General features: G+C 36.2%; 10 protein-coding genes and 1 pseudogene. 8 read left to right on the forward strand and 3 right to left on the reverse strand.

Going from position 1 to position 15,422, the window contains the following annotated elements; all coding sequences use genetic code 11:
* Positions 1–121 precede the first annotated feature (121 nt).
* From KIK00_RS03210 to KIK00_RS03220, 3 genes are all read right to left on the reverse strand, one after another.
* On the reverse strand, positions 122–1,579 hold the full coding sequence (locus KIK00_RS03210; RefSeq protein WP_255815114.1) for an LptF/LptG family permease: 1,458 nt from the start codon (positions 1,577–1,579) through the stop codon (positions 122–124).
* A 110-nt stretch (positions 1,580–1,689) separates the two neighbouring features.
* Positions 1,690–2,337, reverse strand: coding sequence for an outer membrane lipoprotein carrier protein LolA (locus tag KIK00_RS03215; protein WP_255815115.1), 648 nt, complete (start codon positions 2,335–2,337; stop codon positions 1,690–1,692).
* Positions 2,338–2,400: 63 nt separating this feature from the next.
* Positions 2,401–4,971, reverse strand: a complete 2,571-nt coding sequence (locus tag KIK00_RS03220; protein WP_255815116.1) for a DNA translocase FtsK — start codon at positions 4,969–4,971, stop codon at positions 2,401–2,403.
* 372 nt (positions 4,972–5,343) lie between these two features.
* Between KIK00_RS03220 and KIK00_RS03225 the strand changes: the two genes are divergently transcribed.
* From KIK00_RS03225 to KIK00_RS03260, 8 genes and pseudogenes are all read left to right on the forward strand, one after another.
* Positions 5,344–5,985 carry a cysteine hydrolase family protein gene (locus tag KIK00_RS03225; protein WP_255815117.1) on the forward strand — a complete coding sequence of 214 codons (642 nt, stop codon included), beginning with the start codon at positions 5,344–5,346 and terminating at the stop codon, positions 5,983–5,985.
* Positions 5,986–6,051: 66 nt separating this feature from the next.
* Positions 6,052–6,630 (forward strand): Crp/Fnr family transcriptional regulator, encoded by a 579-nt coding sequence (locus KIK00_RS03230; RefSeq protein ID WP_255815118.1) that lies wholly within the window; start codon positions 6,052–6,054, stop codon positions 6,628–6,630.
* A 277-nt stretch (positions 6,631–6,907) separates the two neighbouring features.
* A pseudogene (ccsA, locus tag KIK00_RS03235) lies at positions 6,908–10,189 on the forward strand (cytochrome c biogenesis protein CcsA).
* 238 nt (positions 10,190–10,427) lie between these two features.
* Positions 10,428–11,294, forward strand: coding sequence for an SPFH domain-containing protein (locus tag KIK00_RS03240; protein ID WP_255815119.1), 867 nt, complete (start codon positions 10,428–10,430; stop codon positions 11,292–11,294).
* An 84-nt stretch (positions 11,295–11,378) separates the two neighbouring features.
* Positions 11,379–11,567 carry a hypothetical protein gene (locus KIK00_RS03245; RefSeq protein ID WP_047375099.1) on the forward strand — a complete coding sequence of 63 codons (189 nt, stop codon included), beginning with the start codon at positions 11,379–11,381 and terminating at the stop codon, positions 11,565–11,567.
* Positions 11,568–12,041: 474 nt separating this feature from the next.
* Positions 12,042–13,592, forward strand: a complete 1,551-nt coding sequence (locus tag KIK00_RS03250) for an aldehyde dehydrogenase family protein (RefSeq protein WP_255815120.1) — start codon at positions 12,042–12,044, stop codon at positions 13,590–13,592.
* Between the two features lie 112 nt (positions 13,593–13,704).
* A complete protein-coding gene (gene lat, locus KIK00_RS03255) occupies positions 13,705–15,030 on the forward strand; it encodes an L-lysine 6-transaminase (protein ID WP_255815121.1) in 1,326 nt (441 codons plus the stop codon).
* Positions 15,031–15,091: 61 nt separating this feature from the next.
* Positions 15,092–15,322, forward strand: coding sequence for a DUF2007 domain-containing protein (locus tag KIK00_RS03260; protein WP_255815122.1), 231 nt, complete (start codon positions 15,092–15,094; stop codon positions 15,320–15,322).
* Positions 15,323–15,422 lie beyond the last annotated feature (100 nt).

The following is a 15,422-nucleotide window of genomic DNA, read 5'->3' on the forward strand; positions in this document are numbered from 1 at the left end:
AATAATGATTTGGTATTTGATAAAAATACAAAAATTTTAAGGTAAGATTTCTTTTATATTATCATGTAATAAAAAAGCTCCGGAATTCCTCCGAAGCTTTCATTTTATTTCTGTATCAGAATTATTGGTATCTCTGATGTTCTTTACTTTTGGTAAACCTTTTGGTAATAGGTTTGAATAATGCTTTGTATTTTTCAGCATCAAATAATTGTGAATCCGTAAGGGCTTTATACGTCATCCATACTCCAAAAGGAAGAAGGATTAGGTTAGGAAGCCACGCTGCAAGATAAGGATTCATTTTCCCGCTCCAGGACATGTTTTCTACCCCGACATTCATTACATAAAAGATAATGAAAATCACAATTGCAATGATTACAGGAAGTCCCATTCCTCCTTTTCTGATAATAGAACCTAAACTTGCTCCAATCAGGAAGAAGATAATACAGGTTACCGAATAAGCTACAATCCTCTGCTGATAAATGACAACCTTGCTGAAATATTTTACATTAGAACTGTATTCATTCTTTTTAGACTCCAGTGTAGATTTCAAATTATCCAGCCTGTTGTAAGAGTTATAAATAATTTCCAGTTTTTTCTCTCCTTTTATCGTATCCAGTTTGATCTGTGTTTTTGGAGCTACTTTATGCTTGTTGCCCTTATCCATATAAGTTACAACGGAATTGGTCTGGTTAAGAACCTCGGAACCGATATTATCAAAGAACTGCTTATTATCTTTTTTGTTCTTGTTAATCGTACCGTCAAGCTGATTATAGGTCTGAAAACGGTAGTCATCCGTGATCTGCTCTTTTTCGATTGCTTTATTAATGATTTCACTGATGTCAAAGTGTGAAACCAATGTGTCAAATTTAATGGCCTGATCGGGTTGTTTCTGTCTTACATTATCTCCTTTTCCGGCAAAGGCATCTTCAAAGACATATCCGTTATACAATACAAGTTTCAGGAAATTCTTATTAGCTGCCGGAACAAACTTCCCTTTTTCTGCTACAACAGATTGTTGATTTTCGTAAGCATTGGCTTTTTTATGGACAAAAACCCCTTCAATATTTTCTCCGTTTTCCCCGTATATTTTATCAAACTTTACCATATACCCGGGAATCTGATCAATAAACTGGCCTGGAGTAAAGTTGATTGCCGGTTTTGTCTGGGCAATATTGAAAAGCATGTTTTTGGCTTTTTTCTGAAAATCCGGGATAATATTATTGGAGAAGAAAAACAGCATAATGGCAAGTGCAGTTGAAATTCCAAACAAGGGAGTCATAACCCTAGTCAAAGGAATACCTGCCGCTTTCATTGCTGCAAGCTCATACCGTTCTCCAAATTCTCCGAACGACATAATGCTCGCAAGGAGAATGGTAAGCGGCAGCACCATACTGATGACGTTTACCCCAAGATAAAAAAGAAGTTTGAGGATTTGCCAGTAGCTTAATCCTTTTCCCATAAACTGTCCTAACTGAACCCAGATAATGTTTACAATAAAAATAAAAAACAATACGCTGAATATAAAGAAAAACGGTCCAAAGAAGGTTTTTATGATATATCGGTCTAGTATTTTTAACATGCGCCAAAATTAATCAAAAAGCCACAAAGTTTACTTGTGGCTTTTTATATTTTGTTATTTTTTTAACTTAAAAAGCAAATTTGCTTATTTGCCAATTCACTTTCAGCTTTTTAAAGCTCTGTAATTACGTAATTTTTAAACTTATTCTTGTCAAAAACAAACATATTAGGGTCCAGTTGCTGATTTTCTTTGTATTCTTTAATCGCAATTACTGCCACATCTTTATTGTTTCCGTGTTGTTCCAGTTTTACCATTTGCTTTTTAGCAGAATCTACAAAAAGATATACGAACTGTATTCCATTTGCTTTTACCGGTGTCAGTTTAATAAAATCAGCATTCACACCATTGACCATCTTCTTACCATTATATGTTACATTATAATCGTTTCTGTAAGTCGTAAGGTAATTGATAGGGGAGAACATGGTACCGCTTCCGTTAGGCTTAGCAATTGTAACTTCCATATCATCCGCATTGATATTGTAGATCTTGTTTCCGTCGAAGATCTGTTCCGTGTCCATGATCTTCAGTTTGTATTTCTCTCCTGCAGCGTAATAAATACCTGGTTCGGTTTTCGTAACCTGCCCGTTAAGACCGCTTCCAAAAGAAAATTTGAAGTAAGAATTCTTTTTAGAATTATAGTTGGCTGTAATATCATCCAATATCTTTTTAGCCTTAGCATCAATCTTCTGAGCATTGGCCATACCTACTGCACCTACAACAAAACTTCCTAATATAACTTTTGAAATAATATTTTTCATTTTTTTATTTAATAATCTTTAGACATTTTAAATTTTGAAAGGTTAAATTATTCGATTTTTCCCTTAACTACGCAGATCTTCCAAAAACTGTTCCAAAGAATGCAGATCACTGATCAGGACCTCTCTTGCTTTAGCTCCGTTAAAGCCTCCAACAATACCGCTGGCTTCCAGCTGATCCATTATTCTTCCAGCTCTGTTGTAACCCAGCTTCAATTGTCTCTGAAGCATTGATGTAGATCCTTGCTGAGTAGAAACAATAATTCTTGCTGCATCTTCAAAAAGAGCATCTTTTTCGTTCGGATCAAAAGTACCTACTGAGCTTGTAGAATCTTCAGAAACATATTCAGGAAGTAAGAATGCTGAAGCATATCCTTTCTGCTCACCAATAAATTCTGCAAGTCTTTCCACTTCCGGAGTATCTACGAATGCACACTGAAGTCTCAGAATCTCATTTCCGTTGAAATAAAGCATATCTCCCTTACCAATCAGCTGATCTGCTCCCGGAGAATCAAGAATGGTTCTGGAGTCTACACTGGAGATTACCCTGAAGGCTGCTCTCGCAGGGAAGTTGGCTTTGATCATACCTGTAATTACGTTTACAGATGGTCTCTGTGTTGCTACGATAAGGTGAATACCTACGGCTCTTGCAAGCTGTGCCAGTCTGGCAATAGGTAGTTCAACCTCTTTTCCTGCTGTCATGATCAAATCTGCAAACTCGTCTACTACCAATACAATATAAGGTAAGAAACGGTGGCCGTTCTCAGGATTTAATTTTCTTTCTGCAAATTTCTTATTGTATTCCTTTAAGTTTTTACAGAAAGCATTTTTAAGAAGGTCATATCGGGTATCCATCTCAATACACAGAGAGTTCAGGGTATTGATTACTTTATTGGTGTCTGTAATGATTGCTTCCTCTGCATCCGGCAGTTTTGCCAGATAATGTCTTTCAATTTTTGAATACAATGAAAGTTCAACTTTCTTAGGGTCTACCATCACGAATTTCAGCTCGCTTGGGTGTTTTTTATAAAGAAGGGAAGTAAGAATGGCATTAATCCCTACAGATTTACCCTGACCTGTTGCTCCGGCCATCAATAAGTGAGGCATCTTTGAAAGATCGGCCATGAAAATTTCATTAGAGATCGTTTTTCCGAAAACCACGGGAAGATCCATGTCTGTATTCTGGAATTTCTGAGAAGCAATTACAGAACGCATAGAAACCATCGTAGGGTTTTTTCTTGGTACTTCAATACCAATTGTTCCTTTTCCGGGCATTGGAGCAATAATCCTGATTCCTAAAGCGGAAAGGTTCAATGCGATATCATCCTGCAGTTTTTTAATTGCGGCTACTCGGATTCCTGCTTCCGGTACAATTTCATATAAGGTAACGGTAGGACCAATTGTCGCCTTGATTTCTGCGATTCCTACATTGAAGTTTTTCAGAAGGCCAACGATCTTATTTTTATTTTCTTCTAATTCTTCTTTATTGATGGAAATTTCTTCACTGCCATAATCTTTCAGTAATTCTACAGGTGGCATTTGAAATTTAGCCAGATCAAGCTTGTGATCATATAAACCGTGTTTTTCTACAAGTTCCTGTGACTGCTTCTCAGAATCATCCAGAATGTCAATTACAGGAGCTACTTCTACATTGAATTTAATGTTTTCCTGTGCAGGTGCAGTATTTACAACAGAAGACGGAGCAGATGGTCTGATATCAAATGCTTCTTCCGGAGTAGAAACCGGGACAATGGGTTTTGTAGAAAGATTTAAACTTACTGGTTGAGCAGCCTCTCTTGGCTCTGCTTCAAAAGAAGTGTGGTTAGGAGTAGCAATGGTCTCTATATCAGTGGAAACCGGAACTTCTGGAAATCCTTTCGGAATGCTTACAGGTTCTGGTTCTCTCATTGTATTGATTGAATTATTGGAAGTACCGTTGGTAATATCACTTACCGTAACGCGGGATGCTGCCGCTTCTTCAGTTTCTTCTTTCAATTCCTCATCTGCCTCGAAATCATCGTTAGAGTCCGGAATCATCGATTTTACTTTTCCAATAGTATTTTCATTGATCTTATCCAATTTTGCTTTGATAGAACTTGGACGAAGATTAAATTCTAGAATAAAATACAAAAGAATACTTGCCACCAACACAGTCCACAGACCTACCGCTCCAATAATAGAATTAAGGTAATCCATAATCTGATATCCATATACGCCTCCTAAAACACCTTGTCCTTTAGTAAGTGCTCCCATAAAAATTGGAAGCCAGCAGATAAAAAACAAAGAGTGCCCGAAGGTTTTCCATGGTTTGAAGATTTTCTTCTTAAGGATTAGAGTGCCAACTACAAGAAATAAAAATGCAATGATGAATGAAGCAATACCAATACTTTCGAAAATGAAGATATTTCCCAGCCAGTCACCAGCCTTGCCAAAGATATTTGAAGATTTTATAGTCTTGTCCAGCATCGTTCCTGCCTGGCTTTGATCTGCTTTCCAGTTCATTAAATAAGAAATGAATGAGAATGCAAGAACAGCCGATAAAAGTATAAAAGTAAGCCCGGAAAAAATACGTGGCTTAGATAAAATTTTGCCTGTTTCAGGCGATTCAGTCTGTTTTTTTTGTGTCTTTTTATCCATAATATCAATGTCGCAAATTTAATGTTTTTTCAACACTAAAAGAATCTTTTTTCTCCAAAAAACATTTTGGAAATCCCACTTTTTACAACGATTATTTAAAATTTGATTAAAAAATATTGTTCGCAATTATAAAATAAAAATAGGGCTATTTTTTTTGTTTATGCAAATCTGATGCTGTTAAATTATATTAACTAATCATATTTGTTTTTCTTTAAAAAAGATAATACAATTTCTGATTTAAATTTAGAGAAATGAAAAAAATAATAATATTAAAAATTATGATTGATATTATTGAAGGTCAGGTGCATTTTTTGAACTAGTTCAAAGGTCAGGATTGGTAACAATTATAATTTTGTCTCAGAAATTTCACACATGGAAAATAAATTCAAAACAATTCTGACCTTAGGTCTGATATTTATTTCACTGATTACAATGAATGCACAAAAACAAAAAATGGAAAACACAGCATTATTAATTATCGACGTACAAAATGATTATTTCCCGGGAGGAAAAATGACATTGGAGAAAGCTGAGCAGGCTGGAGAAAACACCAGGAGAATTTTAGAATATTTCAGGAGCAGCAATCTTCCTGTCATTCATGTCAAACATATCTCAACGAATGAAGGGGCTACTTTTTTTCTTCCGGATACAGATGGAGCTAAGATTAATCAGTTGGTTTTGCCGGGAGAGGATGAGAAAATAATTACCAAGCATTTTCCCAACAGCTTCAGAGAAACGGATCTCATGAACTATCTCCAGTCAAAGAAAATCAAAAATCTGGTGATTACAGGAATGATGACGGATGTTTGTGTAGAGGCAACTACCAGAGCGGCTTTTGATTTTGGATTTAATAATACAATAATTGGAGATGCTACAGCTACCAGAAATCGTGAACTGAATGGGGAAGTGGTAAATGCTGCGGAAGTTCAAAGATCTTTTTTAGCGGGAATTTCCGCTCTTGGGAATCTTTATGCCCGTGTAGTTAATACCAATGATTTTTTAAACAGAAAATAACTTAACATAACTTAGTTTTGTAAAGGTGTCAATAATTTGATACCTTTATTTTGCTTAAATAACATAATGTCCGATCTGCTATATAAAAACATCAGCAAATATGTAAATCTTTCCAAAGAAGATTTCAATCAGTTTATAAAACCTTTTGAATGCCGAAAGTTTAAAAAGAAGGAAGTTGTTCTCAAAGAAGGAGATTATTGTGCTTTTGAAGGATTTGTTCTGAATGGCTGTTTTAAAATTTATTACCTGAACGAAAACGGATTTGAACAAACCCTGTATTTCGCGGTAGAAGGATGGTGGATCACAGATATTGACAGTCTTATCAATAATGTACCGAGCATTCTGAATATTGAAGCCCTTGAAGACAGTGAAGTATTGATGATTTCCAAAAAAGACAAAGAATATTTGTATGAGACCATGCCTCAGATAGAAAAACTTTTCAGGATAATGAACCAGAAATCTTCAGTAGCATTGCAGAGAAGGATACTTTCTTTAACGGGGAAAACGGCAGATAAGCGCTATCTTGAATTTCTTGAAAAGTACCCCGGATTGGAACAGAAAATTACCCAGCAGCAGGTGGCTTCTTATTTGGGAATTACTCATGAATTTTTAAGTAAAATCAGGAAGAAAATCTTTGAAAAATAATTAAAAAATGGTTTCGGAATAATTCAGAATATGGATTGTTTTTGAAAGTTTTCCGGGTACATGTCTTGAGATTAAAAATAGAAGCCTTCAATCACGGATATAGGTATTATGAATCTGTATTTTTTCGGTTTTAAGAATTGAATTTTTCCTAAAGTCTTCAGGCTTATTAAGAATGTTTCAAAATAAGCAAAACAGAGGCCAAAGTGACAAAAAACAGCTTTTTTTAAGCTCTTTATGGTTTATCATTCTTATTTTTGCATGTCAAGTACAATAAATCATGAAGAAGCTCCAAGATATTCTTATCTCAACCAGGACAATGGCTGTATTGCTGCTGGTTTATGCATTCGCGATGGCCTATGCAACGTTCTTAGAAAACGACTACGGAACTCCCACAGCAAAAGCATTAATTTATGAGGCTAAGTGGTTCGAACTGATCATGGTCCTGCTCATTCTTAATTTCATAGGAAATATTGGAAGATACAGACTATGGAAAAGGGAGAAATGGCCGGTTCTTGTTTTCCACCTTGCTTTTATTTTTATTTTTATTGGTGGTGCCATCACAAGATACATCAGTTTTGAAGGAACTATGCACATCAGAGAAGGTGAAACTTCAAACGAAATCGTAACGGATAAAAATTTCTTTAAAATCCAGATCGAAGAAAAAGGTGATGTTCTTAATTATCAGGATGTTCCTTATCTGATGTCCCCATTGAATAAAGATTTCAAAGCAACCTATGACTTCCACGGAAAAGAAGTGAAAGTCTTTGCCAAGGAATACATTCAAAGAAAAAAAGACAGCCTTGTAGCTGAGCCAAACGGTGCAGAGTATCTTCATTTGGTATCTACGGGAAACACTGGAAGACAAAATATTTATATTAAACCGGGTGAGACGAAATCAATCAACGGGACTTTAGTGACATTCAACAGAGCTATTGAAGGAGCGGTTGAATTCAAAAATGAGGGAGGGAAATTATTCATCAAAACACCTGTAGATGCAAGTTATATGACGATGGCTACTCAGGCAACCGGAAGTACCGTGAAAGATGAATTCCAGCCTTTGGCATTGAGAAGCTTATATACAATCAACGAACTGAAGCTTGTAGTTCCAGAAGGTCTTAAAAAGGGAAGACTGATGGCCATTGAAGGTGACAGAAAGAAAGATGCTAATGTGCCGGATATGCTTCAGGTTGAGCTTCAGGGGCCAAAAACAAAACAGTTGGTAGATCTTTCTGTTGAAAAAGGAAATCCTAATGCCTACAAACAGGTTACTATGGATGGTTTAAATATCATGGTAGGGTTCGGACCTAAAGTATACAATACACCTTTTGCATTGAAGCTGGATGATTTCGTTATGGAAACTTATCCGGGAAGTTCATCTCCAAGTGCTTATGAAAGTCATGTGAAAATCATTGACGAAGGTAAAGAAACTCCTTATAAAATCTATATGAACCACGTTCTTAACCATAAAGGATACCGTTTCTTCCAGTCAAGCTTTGATCCGGACAGAATGGGAACAGTTCTTTCTGTAAACCACGATTACTGGGGAACTTTGATTTCTTATATCGGATATGGACTTTTATTCTTCGGAATGTTTGTGATCTTCTTCTGGAAAGGAACTCATTTCTGGAAATTAAATAAAATGCTGACAGATGCAAACAAAAAGAAAACAAGAGCAGCAACAATGCTTTTAGTGTTCTTGAGCTTAGGTTTAAATGCACAGAAAATTGAAACTCACGGAACTACGGACGGAAGCAGAGAACACATTCATGTGGAAGGAGACAATCATTCTCACGCTCCGGCTCCATCTGCCCAGCCGCTTGATGGCGCTGCTCCAAAGCAGAATTCTCTGGCTACACCGATGGGAAAAATGAGATCTATCTCTCCGGATGAAATCATTGCGAGAAACAAAATCAGTGAAGAGCATGCAGAAAAATTCGGATACCTTTTGGTGCAAAGTTTTGAAGGAAGAATTGTTCCTATCAATACTGAAGCATTGGATGTTTTAAGAAAACTATACAAAAAAGATAAATTCAAAGGAACTGACGGAAAGTATCTGACTGCCAACCAATGGTTCCTTTCAATCAATACAGATACCCCAAGCTGGACTATGGTTCCTATGATCAAAGTAGGAACGAAAGGAGGTGATGAACTGAAAAATAAAACAAAGGCAGATGAAGATGGCTATACTTCACTGATGAACCTTTTCCCGGCAGATGCCAATGGTAATTTAACCTACATTTTAGAACATGATTACAACACTGCATTCCGTAAAAAACCAGCTGAACAAACGAACTATGATAAAGAAGTAATTGCTGTAAACGAAAGAGTACAGATCTTCAATGAGTTCTTCAGTGGTCAGTTTATGAGAATTGTTCCTGTGAAAAATGATGCCAACCACACGTGGCATTCATGGTTAGATCAGAAATTTGAGCCGGACATGGAATCTCAGCAGGTAATGGGACCTTATTTTGCAGAAGCCCTTACCGCGCAGAAAACCGGTGATTGGAGCAAGGCAGATAAAGAATTGGCGAAGCTTTCAGAATACCAGCAGAAATGGGGGTAAAGCAGTAGTTCCTGCAAAATCTAAAGTTGATCTTGAGGTTTTCATGAATAAAGCAGATATTAACTTTAAGCTATTAATTTTCTATACTCTTATTGGAGGGTTTCTTTTAATCTTAGGATTTGTTGAGCTGTTTAAACCCAACAAAGTTTTAAATAAAGTTATTAAAGTAATCATTGCAGTTGGTTTAGTAGGATATCTATGCCATTTCTTAGGCCTTGTTGCAAGATGGTATATCTCAGGACACGCACCATGGAGTAACGGATATGAAATGAAGCAATTATCTTCATCTCCTGGGTAGGTATTACAGCAGGTTTATTATTATATAGAAACTCCAATGCATTGATTCCTGCAGCCGGATTTATGGTGGCTGTTATTATGATGGGATTTGCGCACGGAGGTTCTGCCCTTGATCCGCAGATCACACCGCTGGTTCCGGTACTGAAGTCTTATTGGTTAATTGTTCACGTAGCCATTATTACATCCAGTTACGGGTTCTTTGCCCTATCGATGATCATCGCTGTAATCTCATTGGTATTCTATATTATATCCAATAAAGAAACGTATAAAATTCACCATGATACTACATTGAAAGAATTGGTAATCGTTTCTGAAATGTCATTAACTATTGGATTGTTTGCATTAACGGTAGGAAACTTCTTAGGAGGAATCTGGGCAAACGAATCATGGGGAAGATACTGGAGCTGGGACCCGAAAGAAACATGGGCCTTCATTTCCATCATGGTATATGCATTTGTATTACACATGAGATTAGTACCAGGATTGAGAAGCAGATGGGCATTTCACATAGCAACAATGTTTGCGTTCTGCTCAATGGTAATGACTTATTTTGGGGTAAACTATTACTTAAGCGGACTTCACTCTTATGCAGCAGGAGATCCGGTTCCGGTTCCGGCTTGGGTATACATCGGAATAGGGACAATGATTCTTTTATCAGCTGTTTCTTATTTCAAGTTTAAAACCTTAACGAAGAAATAGGCTTTTGAATATATAAATTAAAATCCCGGAATTCACTTTCCGGGATTTTTTTGTGCTGTTCGAGATAAAGAATAACCTAAATGTTCATTTTCCTTATCCAGCATCGCCAATCTGAAATCTGTATTCCGAATTCCCAATCTCGAAACTTGCATTCAAAAAACTCATCATTTATAATTCATAATTCAAAAATTATCGTCATCTTTATGATATCAAAATAATATCAAATTAAAATTCAATCATGGAAAAAACCTTAAAACCTATGTCCGGTTATTTGACATTAGTGATTTGTCTCATTTTGTTTGTAGCCGCTGTTTATTTCTTCGTGAGTGGGGTAGATCAAAGTATTACTTTCGTAGTTTTGTCGATGATTTGCTTCCTTACTTCCTGCTTTTTTCTGAAAGGATTAATGATCATTCAGCCTAATCACTCAAGAGTGTTAAACTTTTTTGGAAAATATGTAGGGAGTGTAAAAGAGAACGGATTATTCTTTATCAATCCTTTGTATTCATCACAGAAAATGTCTTTGCGTTCCGAGAATTTACAAGGACAGACTTTGAAAGTGAATGATAAAATGGGAAACCCTATTGAAATTGCGGTTGTCATCGTATGGAAAGTGGGAGATACTTACAAAGCCGCTTTTGATGTAGAACGTTACTCGGACTTTGTAAAAATGCAGAGTGAAGCAGCAGTACGCCATTTGGCCATGAGTTTTCCTTATGACAATCTGGAAGATGATCATGCTCCGATTACTTTAAGAGAAGGTGGTGACAAAATTAATTCAATTTTAGAACAGGAATTAACAGACCGACTTTCAAAAGCGGGAATTGTTATTCAGGAAGCAAGAATTTCACACTTGGCTTATGCATCCGAAATCGCGGGGGCAATGCTTCAGAGACAACAGGCAACAGCAATCGTTGCTGCAAGAACAAAAATCGTAGAAGGTGCTGTCGGAATGGTAGATCTTGCCTTGAAAAAGCTTTCAGAAGACAATATTGTTGAGCTTGATGACGAAAGGAAGGCGGCAATGGTAAGCAATTTAATGGTAGTTCTTTGTGGTGAAAAAGCTGCGACTCCGATATTAAATGCGGGAACACTTTATAATTAAGAAGTGAAAAATTAACAAGTAGATTCTACTGTAGATCTTTTCTACGTTGGAATAGTCAGAAATAATGTTAGAGAATTTTATAAAATGAAATCGGAAAAAGCTCAGAACTCTTCAGAAAATAAAAGCAAAAAGTCTTTTGTGATAAGGATAGACGAGTCTACTTACAAACTCCTTGAAAAGTGGGCGGGTGATGAATTCAGAAGTGTGAACGGGCAGATTGAATATCTGCTGCATGAAAGTCTGGTTAATGCAGGGAGGAAGAAGAAAGAGTAATTTAAAAAGATGATTCGAGGAGTTTAAATGCTATTTTCAGGGAATAAAGCTTTAAAAAAATAGTACTTCTTCTCTTTTTTAAATTACAGAAAATAAAAAAAAGGATTCTTTTTTTAGCTTTTCAATAAATAAATAATAATTCAATTAACCTTATACCAAAAAGAAAGCAGAGAAATTTTCTCTGCTTTTTATTTTATACAACTTTGAAGACTATCTGCTCCAACGTAGAATATGACGAGCCAAATTAAGCCTTTAATGGTAAAGAAAGCAAGTCCTGCCCATCCCACACGCTTGAACCACTTCTTAAGCTTTGAGTTATTTTCTTGTGAATTTTCCATTTGGTGATTATCAAAATGATTACCCTGCAAAGATAAGCATGTTTATAATTAGTCCAAATAAAAAACACATTAAAAATTAAAGTTTTGAGGTTCACATAATATTTTTATCTTTAGAGAGAACGAAAAGTAAGATTTTATGTCAAAAAAAGTAAAGGATTTCGGAATCGAAAAAACACTCAAAAACCTTGGTATTAAAGAAGAGAACAAAGGGACTTCAGTGGGCGGAAAATATTTCGCTTCAGGAAAGGTGATAGAAAGCATTTCTCCTGTAGACGGAAAGTTGATCGCTAAAGTAAAAACTTCCGGAGAAAGTGATTATGACAAAGTAATTGAAACTGCTCAAAGAGCGTTTCAGGAATTCAGGCTGATCCCGGCTCCCAAAAGAGGAGAGATCGTAAGACAGCTGGGCTTAAAATTAAGAGAATATAAAGAAGATCTTGGTAAACTTGTTTCTTACGAGATGGGTAAATCATTACAGGAAGGACTTGGAGAAGTTCAGGAGATGATTGACATCTGTGACTTCGCTGTAGGACTTTCAAGACAGCTTCAGGGGTACACGATGCACTCTGAAAGACCTGGACACAGAATGTACGAACAGTATCATCCGCTGGGAGTAGTAGGAATTATTACTGCATTCAATTTCCCGGTAGCTGTATGGTCTTGGAATACAGCATTGGCTTGGATCTGTGGTAACGTTACCATCTGGAAGCCATCTGAAAAAACACCGCTTTGTGCTATTGCGTGTCAGAATATCATGATGGAGGTTATAAAGGAAAATAACCTTCCTGAAGGTGTTTCAAGTGTATTGGTATCAGACCACGAAATCGGACAGAAATTAGTAGATGATAAAAGAGTAGCCCTTGTTTCTTTCACAGGATCTACAAGAGTAGGAAGAATGGTTTCTTCTAAAGTGGCAGAAAGATTCGGGAAATCTATCCTTGAATTAGGTGGAAACAACGCAATTATCATTACAAAAGAAGCTGATATTGATATGTCTATCATTGGAGCTGTTTTTGGGGCTGTAGGAACTGCAGGACAGAGATGTACTTCAACAAGAAGACTGATTATCCACGAAAGCGTATACAATGAAGTGAAAACAAGATTGACAAAAGCTTACGGGCAGCTGAAAATCGGAAATCCATTGGATGAAAATAACCATGTAGGTCCTTTGATTGATACTGATGCTGTAAATCAATATGAAGAGGCCATTAAGAAATGTAAAAAAGAAGGTGGTAAATTTGTTGTTGAGGGCGGAGTTTTAACTGGAAAAGAGTACGAATCCGGATGCTATGTGAAGCCTTGCGTTGCTGAAGTGAAAAACTCTTATGAGATCGTTCAGCATGAAACATTTGCACCAATCTTATATCTTATCAAATACAAAACACTGGAAGAAGCGATTGCTATTCAGAATGATGTTCCACAAGGACTATCTTCTGCGATTATGACCCAGAACTTAAGAGAAGCAGAATTATTCCTTTCTCATGCAGGTTCAGACTGTGGTATTGCCAATGTAAATATTGGAACTTCTGGAGCTGAAATTGGTGGTGCTTTCGGTGGCGAAAAAGAAACCGGAGGAGGAAGAGAGTCTGGATCAGACGCTTGGAAATACTATATGAGAAGACAAACTAATACTATAAATTACACCGCACAACTTCCTTTAGCACAAGGAATTAAATTCGATTTATAAAAGCTTTGCTTAAAGCGCAAAAAAACATAAAACTTAATAACCTGAATGATTAAATGTTTCATTCTTTGGACCATTTAATCATTCACTTATTAAATCACACTACAAATTTATTATGGAACAAACATTAGATATAAAAGCAAATAAAGTAAAAGAAACAGTAGGAAGACACGTGTTGGCAGACGGTTTCGATTTTGTGATGGATATTGAAAAATCACACGGTTCATGGCTTTATGATAAACTTACAGACAAAGAATACCTGGATATGTTCTCTATGTTTGCATCAGCATCCGTTGGTTACAATCACCCTTATCTTGTAGAGAGATCAGAATGGTTGGGAAGAATGGCTGTGAACAAACCTACTTTGGCTGACGTTTACTCGGAAGAATATGCTCATTTCCTTGAAGTATTTGAAAGAGTGGTTATTCCTGAAGAATTACAATATGCTTTCTTTATCGAAGGCGGAACTCTGGGCGTTGAAAATGCTATGAAAGCATGCTTCGACTGGAAAACCCGCAAAAACTTTGCTAAAGGACTAGATACTGAAGCAGGAATCTGTATCCACTTCAAACAGGCTTTCCATGGAAGAAGCGGTTATACCTTAAGTTTAACCAATACTTCTGACCCAAGAAAGTACCAATATTTCCCGATGTTCAACTGGCCGAGAATTTTAAATCCTAAATTAAAGTTCCCGATTACAGAAGAAAACCTTGAAGAAACAATCAAAAATGAAAATCTTGCTTTACTTCAGATTGAAGAAGCTATTCTGATGCACCCTGATAAAGTGGCTTGTATCATCATAGAACCTATTCAGGCAGAAGGAGGTGACAATCATTTCAGAGACGAATTCCTGTTGGGATTAAGAAGAATCTGTGATGACAACGAAATCTTACTTATTTTTGATGAAGTTCAGACAGGTATTGCCATTACAGGAAAAATGTGGGCATTCCAGCACTTTACAGCAAAACCGGACATCATTTCTTTCGGTAAAAAAGCACAGGTTTGTGGTGTTTTAGCCAATAAAGAAAAGTTTGATGAAGTTCCGAATAACGTTTTCAAAGAAAGCTCAAGAATCAATTCTACATTCGGAGGAAACTTTATTGATATGCTTCGTTTCCAGCTGGTAATGGAAGTAATCGAAAAAGAAAACCTGGTTGAAAATGCAAGAGTGGTTGGCGACTTCTTATTGGAAAGCTTGAAAGCCCTTGCTGAAAAATATCCTGAAAAAATTTCAAATGCAAGAGGAAGAGGCTTAATGTGTGCTGTTGATCTGCCATCTGCAGAACAGAGAAATCACCTGATGAATGAGCTTTTCAATGATGGATTAATCATTCTTCCATGTGGAGATCAGTCTCTTCGTTTCAGACCTCATTTGAATGTGACAAAGGAAGAAATTCAACTTGCTCTGGACAAAATTGAAAGCAATATTAATAAAATTTAAAACCCGGGATTTGTAATTTTAAAAAAAACATCGTATATTTAGATACTCAAACAATTAGAATATGGAAAGAAGTACGAGAGTATCAGTTTATGAAAGTGATAATCCTTCAGAAATTCAGTTGGTTAAGTCTAAATTAGATGACGCGCAAATTACAAACACTGTTGAAAATAACTATCTTACGTTTACCACAACACCAACAGCAACTTCGCTGAAGCTAATGGTAGATCTGGAAGAAGAAAAAAAAGCATTTGAAATTATTGATGCTTACCTTCAACAAAGTGAAAATCAATAAACAATTTCATAATTTTAAATTTTACTACTTCGAACCGAAAATTAATCTTAATTAATTTTCGGTTTTTTAATTAATTACAAACTATAAGAGATTATTGATC

Source organism: Chryseobacterium sp. MA9, assembly GCF_024399315.1.
In the GTDB taxonomy this organism is placed as follows: domain Bacteria; phylum Bacteroidota; class Bacteroidia; order Flavobacteriales; family Weeksellaceae; genus Chryseobacterium.